We start from the raw sequence: 16,152 nt of genomic DNA on the forward strand, positions 1-16,152 counted from the left end.
GGCTCTCGGCGACAACTCGGCTGTCGGCGGTAAGTCGGCTGTCGGCGACAACTCGGCTGTCGGCGACAAGTCGGCTGTCGGCGGGAAGGGAAGACCGGGTGGTGGTGGCCGGGTGCTACTCCTCGGCGAGGGCGGGGGCGGCGAACTGGCTGCGGTAGAGGCGGGCGTAGGCGCCGTCCGCCTCGAGCAGCTCCTCGTGGGTGCCCTGCTCGACGATGTCGCCGTGCTCCATGACGAGGATGACGTCCGCGTCGCGGATGGTGCTCAGCCGGTGGGCGATGACAAAGGACGTGCGGCCGCTGCGCAGCCGGGTCATCGCCTGCTGGACGAGCATCTCCGTGCGGGTGTCGACCGAGCTCGTCGCCTCGTCGAGGATGAGGAGCTGCGGGTCGGAGAGGAAGGCGCGCGCGATCGTGATGAGCTGCTTCTCCCCGGCGGAGACGCCACCGCCCTCCTCGTCGATGACGGTGTCGTAGCCCTCGGGCAGGCTCTGGACGAAACGGTCGACGCTCGCCGCCTCGGCCGCGCGGTGCACGTCCTGCTCGGTGGCGCCGTCGCGGCCGAAGGCGATGTTCTCCCTGATCGTGCCCTCGAAGAGCCACGTGTCCTGGAGGACCATCCCGATCGGCTCACGCAGGTCCTGGCGGGTCATCTCGCGGGTGTCGACGCCGTCGATGAGGATGCGCCCGGAGTCGATCTCGTAGAAGCGCATGAGGAGGTTGACCAGGGTGGTCTTGCCCGCGCCGGTGGGCCCGACGACGGCGACCGTCTGCCCGGGCCGGACGTCGAGGTCGAGGCGGGTGATGAGCGGGCGCTCGGGGTCGTAGCTGAAGGCGACGTCCTCGAGGCGGACCGCGCCGCGCACCTGCGGCGGCCGCTTGCCCGGCTCGGGGTCGGCCGACTGCTCGGGGGCGTCCATGATGTCGAAGATGCGCTCCGCGGAGGCCACGCCGGACTGGACGAGGTTGGCCATCGAGGCGAGCTGGGCGAGCGGCTGGGTGAACTGCCGGGAGTACTGGATGAAGGCCTGGACCGAGCCGAGGCTGAGGTCACCGGAGGCCACCCGCAGGCCGCCGACGACGGCGACGAGCACGTAGTTGAGGTTCCCGACGAACCCCATCATCGGCATGATCGTCCCGGAGATGAACTGGGAGCGGAAGCTCGCCGCGAAGAGCCGCTCGTTGTCCGCGTCGAAGCCCTCGCGCACGGAGTCCTGGGCGTTGAAGGCGGTGACGAGCTCGTGGCCGGTGAAGGCCTCCTCGACCTTGCCGCCGAGGTCCCCGGTGGACTTCCACTGAGCCACGAAGTGCGGCTGGGCGCGCTTGGCGATGGTCGCCGTCGCCCACGCGGACACGGGCACGGTGACGAGCGCGATGAGCGCGAGCTGCCAGGACAGCACGAACATCATGACGAGCACGCCGACGACCGTGACGAGCGAGGTGACGACCTGCGAGAGCGTCTGCTGGAGCGTCTGGGAGACGTTGTCGATGTCGTTGGTGACCCGCGACAGGACGTCGCCACGAGCGCGGGAGTCGAGCTCGCGGAGCGGCAGGCGGTCGATCTTCGCCTGGACGTCGCGGCGCAGCTGGAAGGCGGTGCGCTGGACGATGCCCGCGAGCATCCGCCCCTGGACCCAGAGGAACAGCGCCGAGCCGACGTAGACGGCGAGCACGAGGAGCGCCATCCGGCCCAGCGCGTCGAAGTCGATGCCCTGGCCGGGCACGACGTTCTCCATGCCGCCGACCATCTGGGCGACCTGGTCCTGGCCCGCCGCACGCAGGCCCGCCACGGCCTGCTCGAGGGTGGCCCCCTCCGGGAGCATCCGGCCGACGACCCCGTTGAAGACGATGTCGGTGGCGCGCCCGAGCAGCGTGGGGCCGAGCACCTGCAGCCCGACCGCGACGACGGCGAGGACCAGGACGACGACGAGCCGCACCCGCTCCGGCGCCATCGCGCGCAGCAGCCGCCTCAGCGAGGCTCCGAAGTTGGCCGACTTCTCGCCGGGCGGGATCCCGGCGACAGGCCCTGGACGGTGGTGGCTCATGCCGCCTCCTGCGCGCTCAGCTGGGACAGCACGATCTCCCGGTAGGTGGGGTTGTCCTCCATGAGCCCGGTGTGGGTGCCGCGGCCCACCACCCGGCCGTCGTCGAGGACGACGATCTCGTCGGCGTCACGGATGGTGGCCACCCGCTGGGCGACGATGAGGACGGCGGCCCCGGCCGTGGCGCCCGGGAGCCCGGCACGCAGCCGGGCGTCGGTCGCGTAGTCGAGGGCGGAGAAGGAGTCGTCGAAGACGTACAGGTCCGCGGGCTTGAGGAGCGCGCGGGCGATGGCCAGGCGCTGCCGCTGCCCGCCGGAGAAGTTCGACCCGCCCTGCTCCACCCGCGCGTCCAACCCCAGGCCGGTGACGAACTCGCTCGCCTGCGCGGCCTCGAGCGCGGCCCACAGCTCCGCGTCGGTGGCCCCGGGCCGTGCGAAGCGCAGCGTCGAGGCGATGGTGCCGGAGAAGAGGTAGGCCCGCTGCGGGACGACGGAGACCCGCGCGCGCAGCTCGGCGGGGTCGAGCTCGCGCACGTCCACTCCCCCGGCGCGCACGACGCCGCCGGTGGCGTCGACGAGCCGCGGCAGGAGGTTGACGAGCGTGGACTTGCCCGAGCCGGTGGAGCCGATGATGGCGGTCGTGCGCCCGGGCTCCAGGCGCAGGCAGACGTCGTGGAGCACGGGCGCGGCGGCGCCGGCGTAGCCGAAGCTCACGGCGTCGAGCTCGATGACGGCGCGCCCGGCCGGCAGCCGGCGCGGCCGGGCGGGGGCGACGATCGCCGGCTCGGTGCCGAGGACGGCCTCGATACGGTCGGCGGAGACCGCGGCGCGCGGCACCATCATGAACATCATCGAGGCCATGAGGACGGACATGAGGATCTGCATGAGGTAGTTGAGGAAGGCGACGAGCGAGCCGACCTCCATCGCACCGGAGTCGATGCGACCGGCGCCGAACCACACGACCGCCACCGACGAGGCGTTGATGACGACCTGGACCGCGGGGAACATGAGCGCCATGAGGTAGCCGACGCTCAGGCTCGTCCCCATGAGCTCCGTGTTGGCGCGGGCGAAGCGCTGCCGCTCGGAGGGCTGGCGGTTGAACGCCCGGATGACGCGCACGCCGGAGATCTGCTCGCGCATGACGAGGTTGATCCGGTCGATGCGGCCCTGGATGAGCTTGAACAGCGGCCCCATGCGCAGCGCGACGACGACGATGAGCCCGAGCAGCACGGGGACGACGACGAGGAGCAGCGCCGAGAGCCCGACGTCCTGGCGCAACGCCATCACCACCCCGCCGACCATCATGATCGGCGCCATGACGATGACGGTGAAGGTCATGAGCGTGACCATCTGGACCTGCTGGACGTCGTTGGTCGAGCGGGTGATGAGCGAGGGCGCACCGAAGCGGCCCGCCTCGGCCACCGAGAAGCGCTGGACGCGGGTGAAGACCGCGTGGCGCAGGTCGCGGCCCAGGCTCGTGGCGGCGCGCGCCCCGAGGTAGACCGCTCCGATCGCGGAGGCCACCTGGACGGCGCTGATGAGGAGCATGAGCCCGCCCACCCGCAGGATGTAGCCGGTGTCCCCGACGACGACGCCGTTGTCGATGATGTCGGCGTTGAGGCTGGGCAGCGAGAGCGCCGCGAGGGTCTGGACGAACTGGAGCAGCACCACCACCGTGACGTCGCGGCGGTACGGGCGCAGGTGGCGCCGCAGCAGGGTGAGGAGCATGTCCGCCTTTCGCTTCGCCGCCGGTGGGTCGGCTCAGAGGAAGGGTAAGGCGGCCCACCGACATCCCCCGACCGATTTCGCTGAGGGCAGGCGTGGCCGTCGTCGTCGTGGCTACTGCTGGGGCCAGTCCGGGTCCTGCCCGGGCTCCGCGGTGCTCGGCGGGCCGGCCGTGGGGCCGGGCTGGTTCGCGCTCGGCGGCGGCGGCTGGCGGTGCGAGCCCGGCGCCGGCGGCGGGGGCGTCGGCGCACCGGCCGGCGGCGCGAATCGGGACTCGTCCGCGGCACGGCGCCCAGCGGCCCGCGGCTCGTCCTCGGCCGGACGCTGGCCGCGCTCGGCGGAGTCGGAGAAGGGCCGGCCCGACCGCTCACCGGCAGCGTTCGCCTCGGACGTGGCCTGCTGCGCCTCCCGCCGGGCCCGGGCCAGGGCCTCGTCCGGGTCCTCGAGGTTCGTCTCGGCCAGGCCGGCGGCCATCGAGCTGTCGTGCGCACCGAAGTCGACCTGGGGGGTGGGCTCGTCGTCGTCGTCGGAGTCGCCTCCCGGCACCCCGCCGCCGAAGCCCTTGGTGATGGCGCCGAGCGCCGCCGTGAACTCCGTGGGGATGACGAAGAACTTGCTCGACTCCTTGTTCGCCAGCTCCGGCAGCATCTGCAGGTACTGGTAGGCGAGGAGCTTGGGGTCCGGCTTGCCGCGGTGGATGGCGTCGAAGACCTGGAGGATCGCGCGGGACTGGCCCTGGGCCTCGAGGATCGCCGACTGCGCCTGGCCCTCCGCGCGGAGGATCGCGGCCTGCTTCTCACCCTCGGCCGTGAGGATCTGGGACTGCTTGACGCCCTCGGCGGTGAGGATCGCGGCGCGGCGGTCACGCTCGGCGCGCATCTGCTGCTCCATCGCCCCCTGCACGCTCTGCGGCGGGTCGATCGACTTCAGCTCCACGCGGTTGACGCGGATCCCCCAGCGTCCGGTGGCCTCGTCCAGGACGCCGCGCAGCTGACCGTTGATCTGGTCACGGCTGGTGAGGGTCTGCTCCAGGTCCATCGAGCCGATGACGTTGCGCAGCGTCGTCACCGTGAGCTGCTCGATACCGGTGATGTAGTTGGCGATCTCGTAGGTCGCGGCCTTGGGGTCGGTCACCTGGAAGTAGATGACGGTGTCGATCGACACGACGAGGTTGTCGGACGTGATGACCGGCTGCGGCGGGAAGGAGACCACCTGCTCGCGCAGGTCGACACCGGCGCGGACCCGGTCGACGAACGGGATGAGGAAGTGCAGGCCCGCGTACATCACGGTGTTGAACTTGCCCAGCCTCTCGACGATGAGCGCGACGGCCTGCGGGACGATCCGCACCGCCCGCCAGATCGCGATGATGACGAAGAGGGCGAGCAGGACGAGCACGACGGTGAGCACGAGGCTCCCGGTGTTGTCGTTCACATGGCTCCTTCGGGGTAGGTGACGGGCAGCGGCGCGACGACGGCGGTCGCCCCGTCGATCCGGACCACCTGGACGGTGGTGCCGGTGGGCAGCAGGGAGCCCGGCTCGGCGGCGCGAGCCGTCCACACCTCGCCGGCGAGCTTGACGCGTCCGGCGCGGTCGGTGACGTCGACGAGCACCTCCGCGCTGCGGCCCACGTGGGCCGCGACGTTGGTCAGCGTGTCAGGGGTGGAGCGCTTGAGGTAGCCGAGCGCCCACGGGCGCACGACGGCGAGGAGCACCACCGAGACGACGGCGAAGGTGAGGATCTGGGCCCACAGCGGCCCACCGAGCATCGCGACCCCGCCGGCCGCCAGCGCGCCGCCGGCGAACATGAGGAAGATGAGGTCGACGGTGAGCATCTCGATCACGCCGAGAACGAGCGCCCCGCCCAACCACCACAACCACGCCATCGTCGTCCCTCCTCCTGCCGATCCTAGCGACCGTGCCCGGCCGCGCGGGCGCTCCAGCGTCCCCGGTGCCGCTCGACCTCGAGGTCGAGGCCGAAGGCGCGCGAGAGGTGCTGGGGCGTGAGGACCTCCTCGAGCGTCCCGGCCGCCTCGACACGACCTCCGCGCAGGAGGAGCCCGTGGGTGAAGCCCTCGGGGATCTCCTCGACGTGGTGGGTGACGAGGACGATGACGGGTGACCGGCGGTCCCTGGCGATCTCGCCGAGGGCGGCCATGAGCTCCTCGCGGCCCCCGAGGTCCAGCCCGGCGGCGGGCTCGTCGAGGAGGAGCAGCTCGGGGTCGGTCATCAGCGCGCGGGCGATCTGGACCCGCTTGCGCTCGCCCTCGCTGAGGGTGCCGAAGTTCCGGTCGGTCAGCTGCTCGACCCCGAAGGCGGCGAGCAGGTCCCGGGCGCGGGAGGTGTCGTAGTCGTCGTAGGACTCGCGCCAGCGGCCGGTGACGCCGTAGGAGGCGGTGAGCACGACGTCGAGCACGCGCTCCCCGCCGGGGATGCGGTCGGCGAGGGCGGCCGAGGCCAGCCCGATCCGGGTGCGCAGCTCGGCGGTGTCGACCGCGCCGAGCCGGTCGCCGAGCACGCGGACGGTGCCCTCGCTGGGGAAGAGCCGGCCGGCGGCCATCTGGAGCACGGTGGTCTTGCCGGCACCGTTGGGGCCGAGCACCACCCAGCGCTCGCCGTCGCTCACCGACCAGCCCACGCCGTCGAGGATCGTCTTCGACCCGCGTCGCAGGGTCACGTCGGCAAGCTCCAGCACATCGCTCATGGACCGACCTTATCCGTCACCCGGCCCGTGAGCCGTCTACGGTGGGGGCGTGCCCGAACTCGTCCTCCCCCACGCCGTGCTCGGGGCGCTGTGGCTCCCGTCCCTCGTCGCCGCCGGTCCGTCCAGGAGCGGGGCGGGTGGTGAGGTCGTCGACGCCGCGCTGCGGGCCGTCGCCGGGGAGGACACGCACGTCGTCCTGCGCCCCGACGGCGAGGTCCGCTCGCTGCGGGAGATGGCCGGGCGGCTCGTGGGTGAGGGGCTCACCGACGTCGGCGCGGTGCTGCCCGCCCCGGGGCACGTCGCCGGGCTGCCCGGGGTGGCGCTCCTCGACGCCGTGGACGCCGGCCAGTGCCTGCTCATCCGCTCCGAGGGGGGCTCGTGGGCGGTGGTGCCGCAGGTGGAGTCCTTCGGCAGCGAGCTCGAGCCCGGCACCCTCGTGCGCTGGGTGCTGCACCCCTTCCCGTTCGCCGAGCGGCCCGTCCCCACCCTGCTCGGGCTGGTCGGCTCCCTGCGGCAGGCGCGCCAGGAGATCGTCCGGGCCCTCGTGAGGGCCGGGGACGCGCTCGAGCAGCTCGACCTCGCCGGCTGGCGTCCCGACGTCGCCCGCGAGGCCGCGCACCTGCTGCGCGAGGACGTCTCCAGCGACCTCCTGCCCCCGGGTCTCCATCCCGCCCGGGTGGAGGTGCTCACCCGGGCGGCGCGGCTGCTCGCCGTCGTCCAGCTCGCGCTCGAGGACGACGGCGGTGCGGTCGTGGCCCGGCAGGGTGCGGCGCGCGCGGAGGTGCTGCGCGAGCTCGAGCACATCGCCCGCCGGGCGTTGGCCGCCGCGAGCGTCAGCCACGTCTCCGGCGGCGTCTCCCGCCCCCGCTGAGCCGCGTCAGCCCCGCGCGAGGACCTGCTCGTAGAACGCGACCGTGCGGTCGGCGATGGACTCCCAGGAGAAGTGCTCCTCGGCGCGGCGGCGCCCGGCGGCGCCCGTCTCGGCCGCGCGGGCCTCGTCGGTGACGACGGCGGTGAGCGCCTCGGCGAGGTCCGCCTCGAAACGCGCCGGGTCCACGGGCGTGCCGGTCCCGTCCGACACCTGGTCGATGGGCACGAGGGTGCCGGTGACGCCGTCGTCGACGACCTCGGGGATCCCGCCGGTGGCGGACCCGACGACGGGCAGCCCCACTGCCATGGCCTCGAGGTTGACGATGCCGAGCGGCTCGTAGACCGACGGGCACACGAAGACGGTGCAGGCGGTGAGCACGGCGATGAGGTCGGCGCGGGAGAGCATCTGCTCGATCCACACGACACCGCCGCGGGTGGCCTTGAGCTCCTCGACGCCGGCCTGGACCTCGGCCATGAGCGCCGGGGTGTCCGGGGCGCCGGCGCACAGGACGAGCTGGACGTCCTCGGGCAGGGCCCGGGCGGCGCGCAGGAGGTGCGGCAGCCCCTTCTGGCGGGTGATCCGACCGACGAAGACGACGGCGGGGCGCGTCGGGTCGATGCCGTGCGAGCGAGCCACCTGCTCGGCGCGCTCGGCCTCCGCCCCGGTGGGCCGCTGCCAGCCGGCGAGGTCGATGCCGTTGTGGATGACGGTGACCTTCTCCGGGTCCACCGCCGGGTAGCTGCGCAGGATGTCCTCGCGCATCCCGGCGCTCACCGCGACGACGCCCGCGGCGCCCTCGTAGGCGGTGCGCTCGGCCCAGGAGGACAGCGCGTACCCGCCGCCGAGCTGCTCGGCCTTCCACGGCCGCAGCGGCTCCAGGGAGTGCGCGGACAGGACGTGGGGGACGTCGTGGAGCAGGCCGCCGAGGTGGCCGGCGAGATTGGCGTACCAGGTGTGGGAGTGGACGATGTCGGTGCCGCGGACGGCGTCGGCCATGGCGAGGTCGACGCCGAAGGTCTGGAGGGCGGCGTTGGTGCCCGCCAGCTCGGCGACGGCGGAGTAGCCGCGCACCCCGTCCTCGCCCTCCCGGGGGCCGTCGAAGCAGTGGACCCGCACGTCGGCGTGGCTGCGCAGCACACGGGCCAGCTCGGCCACGTGGACGCCCGCACCGCCGTAGACGTGGGGTGGGTACTCCCTGGTGAGCATGTCGACGCGCATGCTGGACCCTCCTCCGGGACCGACTGTTTGGCCTGCAGGACCATCTAAGCAGCCCTAGAGTCAGCGGCATGTCACCTCGGCGCCCCCACTCCCCCAAGGTCCTCGCCATCGTGCTCGCCGGCGGCGAGGGAAAACGGCTCATGCCACTGACGGAGGAACGAGCGAAGCCCGCTGTTCCCTTCGGGGGGATCTACCGGCTCATCGACTTCGCGCTGTCGAACATCGTCAACTCCGGCTACCTGCGCGTCGTCGTCCTCACCCAGTACAAGTCCCACAGCCTGGACCGCCACATCGCCAAGACCTGGCGCCTGTCGACCCACCTGGGCAACTACGTCGCCCCCGTCCCCGCCCAGCAGCGGATCGGCAAGCACTGGTTCCTCGGCAGCGCCGACGCGATCTACCAGTCGCTCAACCTCATCGACGACGAGCAGCCCGACATCGTCGTCATCGTCGGGGCGGACAACATCTACCGGATGGACTTCTCCCAGATGGTGGACCAGCACATCGAGTCGGGTGCCGCGATGACGGTCGCCGGGATCCGGCAGCCGATCTCGCTGGCCGACCAGCTCGGGGTCATCGACGTCGACCCGGCGGACCCCCGGCGGATCCGCGCCTTCCTCGAGAAGCCCGCGAAGGCGCAGGGTCTGCCCGACGCCCCCGACGAGGTGCTCGCGTCCATGGGCAACTACGTCGTGTCGACCGACGCGCTCATCGAGGCGCTGCGGGTGGACGCCGAGGACCCGGACTCCAAGCACGACATGGGCGGCAGCCTGGTGCCGTGGTTCGTCGACCGCGGCCAGGCCGGCGTCTACGACTTCAAGGACAACGAGGTGCCCGGCGCCTCCGACCGGGACCGCGGCTACTGGCGCGACGTCGGCACGATCGACGCCTACTTCGACGCCCACCAGGACCTCATCTCCGTCTCGCCGATCTTCAACCTCTACAACAACGAGTGGCCGCTGTTCACCGGGAACCCGAGCATGCCGCCGGCGAAGTTCGTCTACGGCCACCGGGAGCGGCTGGGGCACGCGCTGGACTCGCTCGTGTCGCCCGGCGTCATCGTCTCCGGCGGTGAGGTCGTGGGATCGGTCATCTCACCGCACACGAAGATCAACTCGTGGTCCTCGGTGCGGGACTCGGTGGTCTTCGACAACGTCGACGTCGGACGCAACGCCGTCGTCGAGCGCGCGATCATCGACAAGAACGTCCGCATCGCCGACGGCGCCCAGGTGGGTGTGGACCCCGAGCACGACATGGAGCGGGGCTTCGTCGTCACCGAGTCCGGCATCACGGTCGTGCCGAAGGGCGCCACCGTCCGGCGCTGAGGTCGGGGCGTCTCCCCCGCGCCGCTGGCGTCGCGGTTCTCGTCCACGGCTCGCCCTCTCCGGCGTGCGCCCGTGAACGGAGGGGGCGACCCGTCGTCGGGCCCCCGTAGCCTGGGCCGGTGATCCGCATCGGCCTCGTCTCCGCCCGCCCGGTCCCGCCCGCCCTCGTCGAGCACGCCCGCGGGCTGCTCACGACCGTCGTCGACGACGTCGCCGCCCGCGACACGTCCCGGCCCGGCTGGTCCGGGGTGGCCGTGGAGGGGGTCGCGCGGCCCGGGGTGGCCGCGGACGTCGACGTCGCGCTCACCGCCGAGCTGCGGGGCCCGGCGACCGCGCTCGGGGTCGACGTCGCCGTGACCGCGGGCCCGCTCGCCGCCGACGGCGTGGGGCTGCTCGTCATGGACGTCGACTCGACCCTCATCACCGCCGAGGTCATCGAGCTGCTCGCCGAGCACGCCGGCACGCGCGAGCAGGTCGCCGAGGTGACCGAGCGCGCCATGCGCGGGGAGCTCGACTTCGCCGCCAGCCTCCGCGAGCGGGTCGCCACCCTGGCGGGGCTGGACGCGGGCGTGGTGGACGCCGTCCGCGACGTCGTCGAGCTGTCCGAGGGTGCCCGCGAGCTCGTCGCCGCCGTCCACGAGCGCGGGGGGAAGGTCGCGCTCGTCTCCGGCGGCTTCCTCGAGGTGGTCGGGCCGATCGCCGAGGAGCTGCGCATCGACCACCTCACCGCGAACCGCCTCGAGGTGGACGGCGGGCTGCTCACCGGCCGCACGTCCGGGCCGGTCGTCGACCGCGCCGCCAAGGAGCGCCACCTGCGGGCGTGGGCCGCCGAGGACGGCGTGCCGCTGGGGCGGGTCGTCGCCGTCGGGGACGGCGCCAACGACCTCGACATGCTCGGCGCCGCCGGGCTGGGGGTGGCCTACTGCGCCAAGCCGGTGGTCCAGGAGCAGGCGCGCGCGGCCGTGACCTTCCCGCGGCTGGACGCGGTGCTCGGGCTGCTCGGCGCCTGAGGGCGGCCGCCCGGACGGGGTGCAGCGGGCCGTCGCTGTCCTGCGCGCAGGTCGACGACACACCCGCGACACGCCGGGACAGGCGTCGAACAGTGGGCCCTCTGCCGGACGTGTGCGCGGCTCGGGCGCGGGCGCTCAGAGCTCGGGGCGGACGATGGTGACGAGGCGGGCGGTCGAGCGGTCGAGCTCGGCCCACGGCACCGGCACCTCGAGCACCGCGGCGTTCGCGGTGCTCATCCCGAGGGACACCATCTCGGCCAGGGTGCTGCGCTCCCCGTCGAGGAGGTGGGCGAGGGAGGACATCGTCGGCTCGTGCCCGACGACGAGCACACGCCGGGCCCCCTCCGGCAGCCCGGCGAGGAGCGCGAGCACCTCGCGCGCGCCGGCGTCGTAGATCTCGTCGCGGACGTCGGCCTCAGGGGCGGCGTCCCAGCCCGACGCGACGATCTTGTACGTCTCGGTCGTCCGGAGTGCGCTCGAGACGAGGGCGCGGTCCAGCCCGCCCGCCTGCGCCCCGAGCAGCGGACCGAGCGACGCGGCCTGACGCCGGCCGTGCGCCGACAGCGGTCGCTGCTCGTCGCCCAGGCCGTTCTCCGGCTCGGCCTGGGCGTGGCGCAGCAGCACGAGCGTGCGAGGCGTCACCTACTGGCCCATCGCGTGGACGCCGCCGTCGACGTGGACGATCTCCGCCGTCGTGGCCGGGAACCAGTCCGAGCACAGGGCGACGACGGCGCGCGCGGCCGGCTCGGCGTCCTTGACGTCCCAGCCGAGCGGGGCACGCTCGGCCCAGACGCTCTCCATCTGCGCGAAGCCGGGGATGGAGGTCGCGGCCGTCGTGCGGATCGGGCCGGCGGAGACGAGGTTGACCCGGATGCCCTCGGGTCCGAGGTCACGGGCGAGGTAGCGCGCGGTGGACTCGAACGCGGCCTTGGCCACGCCCATCCAGTCGTAGACCGGCCAGGCGAAGGACGCGTCGAAGGTGAGCCCGACGATCCCGGCGCCCGGGGGGAGCAGCGGCTGGGCGGCCACGGCGAGCGACTTGAGCGAGAAGGCCGAGACCTCCATCGCGGTGGCGACGTCGGCCCACTCCCCCGCGAGGAAGTTGCCGCCCATGACGGACTGCGGCGCGAACCCGATCGAGTGGACGACGCCGTCGAGGTGGTCGGTGTGCTCACGCACGCGGTCCGCGAGGGCGGCGAGGTCCTCGGGGTTGGTCACGTCCAGCTCCACGACGGGCGCCTCGACCGGCAACCGGCGGGCGGTGACCTGGGTGAGCCGCAGCTGGCGGCCGAAGGAGGTGAGGATGACCGTGGCCCCCTCCTCCTGCGCCAGGCGCGCCACGTGGAAGGCGATCGAGTTGTCCTTGAGGACGCCGGTGACCAGGAGGGTCTTGCCGTCGAGAAGTCCCATTGCTGTCTCCTGTCGCGAGGGTGAGGTCAGTGGCCCATGCCGAGTCCGCCGTCGACGGGGATGACGGCCCCGGAGACGTAGGCGGCGGCGGGCGAGGCGAGGTACTGGACGGCGCCGACGATGTCGGAGACGTCGCCGAAGCGGCCGGCGGGGATGGCCGACCTGAGCTTGTCCTGCTGCGCGTCGGGCAGTGCGCGCGTCATGTCGGTGTCGATGAAGCCGGGGGCGATGACGTTGGCGGTGATGCCCCGCGAGCCCAGCTCGCGGGTGATGGACCGCGCCATGCCGATGAGACCGGACTTGGTGGCGGAGTAGTTGACCTGGCCGGCGTTGCCGTACATGCCGACGACGGAGCCCATGAGGATGATGCGGCCACCACGCTTGCGGATCATGCCCTTGGACACGCGCCGCACGCAGCGGAAGACGCCGGTGAGGTTGACGTCGAGGACCTCCTCGAACTCCTCGTCGCTCATCCGCATGAGGAGCTGGTCGCGGGTCATGCCGGCGTTGGCGACCAGCACCTCGACGGGCCCGTGGGCCGCCTCGACCTCGCCGATGGCGGCGTCGACGGCGGCGGTGTCGCGCATGTCGCCGCGGACGCCGAGCACGCCCTCGGGCAGCTCGCCACCACGGTGGATCGTCGCCACCTTGTCCCCCGCGGCCACGAAGGCCTCGGCGACGGCACGGCCGATCCCCCGGCTCGCGCCGGTGACGAGCACGCTGCGTGCGTCGGTGTCGTTCACGATGTCCTCCTGTGATGTCGTCCGGAGAACGGTAGCCGACGGCGGCCCCGACGCGCGGGAGGCGTCCGAGGACTACCCTTGCTCAGTGAGCAGGAGACAGCGTGTTCACGCGATCACCTCGGTGGGGCGACCGCTGAGCGAGGACGTCCACGGCCGGGCGGTGCGCTACGTCATCTCGATGGCGATCCGCTCCGCGTGCCTCGTGGGGATCCTCTTCACCGACGGCTGGTTGCGCTGGGTCATGGTCGCGGGCGCGGTGCTCCTGCCGTACTTCGCCGTCGTCCTCGCCAACGCGGGCAGGGAACGTCCGGCCCCAGCGGATACGCTGATGGAACGTCCCGCGATCGAGGCGGCTCCCTCCGAGCAGCGCCCGACGTACCCGCCCGTCGACCTGAGAGGTGGCTACCTGAGGTGAGCACGCCAGCAGCCGAGACCGCGCCCGCCGAGCAGGTGTGCAGCGCCAAGGGCTGCCGCCAGACCGCCGCGTGGGGGCTGCTGTGGAACAACCCGCGGCTGCACACCGAGGAGCGCCGCAAGACGTGGCTCGCCTGTGAGGAGCACCGGGCGCACCTGGAGACCTTCCTCGGGTCACGCTCGTTCCTGCGTGAGGTCGTGCCGGTCACCGACCTATGAGCCGCTACCGCTTCCTGCTCTCCCGCCGCTGGGTCGGTCTCGCCGCTGCCTTCCTCGTCATCGCGGTCGCGTGCGTCTTCCTCGGTGCGTGGCAGTGGAGCCGGCACGAGGACCGCTCGGCCGCCAACGCGCTCGTCAACGGCAACTACGACAGCGCCCCGCAGCCCGTCGCGGAGCTCGTCGAGGACACCGTGCCCGCGGACCTCGTGTGGCGCAGCGTCGTCCTCGAGGGCCGCTACACCGGTGAGCAGGTCGTCGTGCGCAACCGTCCCGTCGACGGCAGCCCCGCCGCGCGCGTCCTCGCCGTTCTCGAGGTCGACGACGGCGGCGGCCGGCTGGTCGTCGTCGACCGCGGGTGGGTGCCGCTCGGGGAGGGCGACCCGGCGTTGCCGGACTACCCGGCCGGTGAGGTGACGGTGGAGGGGCGGCTGCGTGCCGCCGAGGCGCCCGACTCGCGGACCCCGCCGGCCGGCCAGGTGTACCGGATCGAGCCGGGCGCGGTGGCGGCGGCCTCCGGTGTGGCGGGCGGGGAGCTGCTCGACGGGTACGTCATGGTCACCTCCGAGGACGGCAGCCCGGCCAACCGCCTGGCACCCTTCCCCCGCCCGGACACGAGCCCGGGCAACCACCTGTCCTACGCCTTCCAGTGGTGGGTCTTCGCGCTCGGCGCGATCGTCGGCTTCGTCGTCCTCGCGCGCCGGGAGGCGGCGGAGACTGCGGGCGTGCCGGAGCGTGCGGGGTCCGAGCGGTCCGTGCGGCGCCGCACGGACGCCGACGAGGAGGACGCCCTCATCGACGCCCAGCTCCAGGACCGGTAGACCCGCTGGAGCGCTCCAGGCTCAGGCCAGGGTGACGAGCTCGCGGTAGGAGTCGTTCCACAGGTCCTCGTCGCCGTCGGGCAGGAGGAGGACGCGGTCCGGCTCGAGCGCCTCGACGGCGCCCTCGTCGTGGGTGACGAGGACGACGGCGCCGGTGAAGGTCCGCAGCGCGGCGAGGATCTCCTCGCGGGAGGCCGGGTCGAGGTTGTTCGTCGGCTCGTCGAGGAGCAGGACGTTGGCCGCGGAGACGACGAGCACGGCCAGCGCCAGACGCGTCTTCTCCCCGCCGGACAGCACCTTCGCGGGCTTCTCGGCGTCGTCCCCCGAGAAGAGGAAGGAGCCGAGGACGGAACGCACCTGGGTGTCGGTGAGGTCCGGGGCGGCGGAGCGGAGGTTCTCGACGACGGTCCGCTCGACGTCGAGGGTCTCGTGCTCCTGGGCGTAGTAGCCGACCTTGAGCCCGTGACCGGGGATGACCTCGCCGGTGTCGGGCTCCTCGACGCCGCCGAGCATGCGCAGCAGGGTGGTCTTGCCGGCGCCGTTGAGTCCGAGGACGACGACCTTCGCACCGCGGTCGATCGCGAGGTTGACGTCGGTGAAGACCTCGAGGGAGCCGTAGGACTTCGACAGGCCCTCGGCGGTGAGCGGCACCCGGCCGCAGGGCGCGGGGTCGGGGAAGCGCAGGTGAGCGACCTTGTCGGCGCGGCGCGTGTCCTCCAGCCCGGCGACCATGCGCTCGGCGCGGCGGATCATGTTCTGGGCGGCGACGGCCTTGGTCGCCTTGGCGCGCATCTTGTCGGCCTGGGCCAGCAGCACCGAGGCCTTCTTCTCGGCGTTCGCGCGCTCCTTGCGGCGGCGGCGCTCGTCCTGCTCGCGCTGCTTGAGGTAGGCGTCCCAGCCGAGGTTGTAGACGTCGAGCTCACCGCGGGTGGCGTCGAGGTGGAAGACCGTGTTGACCGTCGCGCGGAGCAGCTCGACGTCGTGGGAGATGACGATGAGGCCGCCGGAGTAGGCCGCGAGGTAGTCGCGCAGCCAGACGATGGAGTCGTGGTCGAGGTGGTTGGTCGGCTCGTCGAGCAGGAGGGTCTCGGCGCCGGAGAAGAGGATGCGGGCGAGCTCGACGCGGCGCCGCTGACCGCCCGAGAGGGTGTGGAGCGGCTGGTCGAGGACCCGGGTGGGCAGACCGAGGTTGGAGGTGAGGCGTGCGGCCTCGGACTCGGCCGCCCAACCGCCCTGCGCGTCGAACTCCGCGTCGAGCCGCGAGTAGCGCTCCATCGCCTTGGCCTGCGCGTCACCGGTCTTCGTCGCCATGTCCGACTCCGCCTTGCGGATGCGGCGCAGGATCCCGTCGATGCCGCGGGCCGAGAAGACGCGGTCGCGCGCGAGGACGTCCATGTCCCCGGTGCGCGGGTCCTGCGGGAGGTAGCCGATCTCCCCGGTGCGGGTGATCGAGCCGGTGTGCTGGACGACGCCGGAGGTCGCGTCCTCACCGGCGAGCAGCTTCGTCAGGGTCGTCTTGCCGGCGCCGTTGCGGCCGACCAGCCCGATCCGCATCCCGGCGTCGACGCGGAACGTCGCCTCGTGGAGCAGCTCGCGTGCGCCGATGCGCATCGAGACGTCGTGGGCGGTGATCACAGGCAGACCTCGAAGACTCGCGG

16 protein-coding genes are annotated in these 16,152 nt (G+C 72.8%); 6 read left to right on the forward strand and 10 right to left on the reverse strand.

Annotated elements, in window-relative coordinates; translation table 11 throughout:
• Positions 1-115: 115 nt before the first annotated feature.
• The 5 genes from GD632_RS06080 to GD632_RS06100 all read right to left on the reverse strand — a co-directional run bounded on the left by GD632_RS06080 (position 116) and on the right by GD632_RS06100 (position 6,466).
• On the reverse strand, positions 116-2,044 hold the full coding sequence (locus GD632_RS06080) for an ABC transporter ATP-binding protein (protein ID WP_152189849.1): 1,929 nt from the start codon (positions 2,042-2,044) through the stop codon (positions 116-118).
• A complete protein-coding gene (locus tag GD632_RS06085; protein WP_152189851.1) occupies positions 2,041-3,768 on the reverse strand; it encodes an ABC transporter ATP-binding protein in 1,728 nt (575 codons plus the stop codon). The genes GD632_RS06080 and GD632_RS06085 overlap by 4 nt, the downstream gene beginning before the upstream one ends.
• A 111-nt stretch (positions 3,769-3,879) precedes the next feature.
• A complete protein-coding gene (locus GD632_RS06090; protein WP_152189853.1) occupies positions 3,880-5,196 on the reverse strand; it encodes an SPFH domain-containing protein in 1,317 nt (438 codons plus the stop codon).
• Positions 5,193-5,648: an NfeD family protein gene (locus tag GD632_RS06095; protein WP_152189855.1), complete on the reverse strand. Its 456-nt coding sequence runs from the start codon at positions 5,646-5,648 to the stop codon at positions 5,193-5,195. Before GD632_RS06095 ends, GD632_RS06090 begins: the two co-directional genes overlap by 4 nt.
• Before the next feature lie 23 nt (positions 5,649-5,671).
• Positions 5,672-6,466 (reverse strand): ABC transporter ATP-binding protein, encoded by a 795-nt coding sequence (locus tag GD632_RS06100; protein ID WP_152189857.1) that lies wholly within the window; start codon positions 6,464-6,466, stop codon positions 5,672-5,674.
• Positions 6,467-6,515: 49 nt separating this feature from the next.
• Here GD632_RS06100 and GD632_RS06105 point away from each other — a divergent pair, with 49 nt between their 5' ends.
• The gene (locus GD632_RS06105) at positions 6,516-7,337 is read left to right on the forward strand and encodes a hypothetical protein (RefSeq protein ID WP_152189859.1); all 822 of its coding nucleotides are present in this window, start codon (positions 6,516-6,518) and stop codon (positions 7,335-7,337) included.
• A 6-nt stretch (positions 7,338-7,343) separates the two neighbouring features.
• Here GD632_RS06105 and glgA read toward each other — a convergent pair whose 3' ends face one another.
• Positions 7,344-8,555, reverse strand: coding sequence for a glycogen synthase (glgA, locus tag GD632_RS06110; RefSeq protein ID WP_152189862.1), 1,212 nt, complete (start codon positions 8,553-8,555; stop codon positions 7,344-7,346).
• Positions 8,556-8,623: 68 nt separating this feature from the next.
• Here glgA and glgC point away from each other — a divergent pair, with 68 nt between their 5' ends.
• A complete protein-coding gene (glgC, locus tag GD632_RS06115; protein WP_152189864.1) occupies positions 8,624-9,880 on the forward strand; it encodes a glucose-1-phosphate adenylyltransferase in 1,257 nt (418 codons plus the stop codon).
• Between the two features lie 122 nt (positions 9,881-10,002).
• Positions 10,003-10,890: a phosphoserine phosphatase SerB gene (serB, locus tag GD632_RS06120; protein ID WP_452176643.1), complete on the forward strand. Its 888-nt coding sequence runs from the start codon at positions 10,003-10,005 to the stop codon at positions 10,888-10,890.
• Between the two features lie 135 nt (positions 10,891-11,025).
• On the opposite strand, the gene GD632_RS06125 is transcribed toward serB, so the two are convergent.
• The 3 genes from GD632_RS06125 to fabG are packed head-to-tail and all read right to left on the reverse strand — an operon-like array spanning position 11,026 to position 13,043.
• Entirely contained in the window at positions 11,026-11,532 is a 507-nt protein-coding gene (locus tag GD632_RS06125; protein WP_152189867.1) for a SixA phosphatase family protein, read from the reverse strand.
• Positions 11,533-12,300 carry an enoyl-ACP reductase FabI gene (gene fabI, locus GD632_RS06130; RefSeq protein WP_152189869.1) on the reverse strand — a complete coding sequence of 256 codons (768 nt, stop codon included), beginning with the start codon at positions 12,298-12,300 and terminating at the stop codon, positions 11,533-11,535.
• A gap of 26 nt (positions 12,301-12,326) precedes the next feature.
• Complete coding sequence (gene fabG / locus GD632_RS06135; protein WP_152189871.1) at positions 12,327-13,043, reverse strand: 3-oxoacyl-ACP reductase FabG; 717 nt, start codon at positions 13,041-13,043, stop codon at positions 12,327-12,329.
• Positions 13,044-13,128: 85 nt separating this feature from the next.
• On the opposite strand from fabG, the gene GD632_RS06140 reads away from it, so the two are divergent.
• The 3 genes from GD632_RS06140 to GD632_RS06150 are packed head-to-tail and all read left to right on the forward strand — an operon-like array spanning position 13,129 to position 14,494.
• Positions 13,129-13,458 (forward strand): DUF3099 domain-containing protein, encoded by a 330-nt coding sequence (locus GD632_RS06140; protein WP_193311365.1) that lies wholly within the window; start codon positions 13,129-13,131, stop codon positions 13,456-13,458.
• A complete protein-coding gene (locus GD632_RS06145) occupies positions 13,455-13,676 on the forward strand; it encodes a hypothetical protein (protein WP_152189875.1) in 222 nt (73 codons plus the stop codon). The genes GD632_RS06140 and GD632_RS06145 overlap by 4 nt, the downstream gene beginning before the upstream one ends.
• Positions 13,673-14,494, forward strand: a complete 822-nt coding sequence (locus tag GD632_RS06150) for an SURF1 family cytochrome oxidase biogenesis protein (RefSeq protein ID WP_152189877.1) — start codon at positions 13,673-13,675, stop codon at positions 14,492-14,494. Before GD632_RS06145 ends, GD632_RS06150 begins: the two co-directional genes overlap by 4 nt.
• Positions 14,495-14,515: 21 nt before the next feature.
• On the opposite strand, the gene GD632_RS06155 is transcribed toward GD632_RS06150, so the two are convergent.
• On the reverse strand, positions 14,516-16,105 hold the full coding sequence (locus tag GD632_RS06155) for an ABC-F family ATP-binding cassette domain-containing protein (protein ID WP_452176644.1): 1,590 nt from the start codon (positions 16,103-16,105) through the stop codon (positions 14,516-14,518).
• Between the last annotated feature and the right edge of the window lie 47 nt (positions 16,106-16,152).

The sequence above is a fragment of the Georgenia satyanarayanai genome (assembly GCF_009193135.1).
Lineage (GTDB): Bacteria > Actinomycetota > Actinomycetes > Actinomycetales > Actinomycetaceae > Oceanitalea > Oceanitalea satyanarayanai.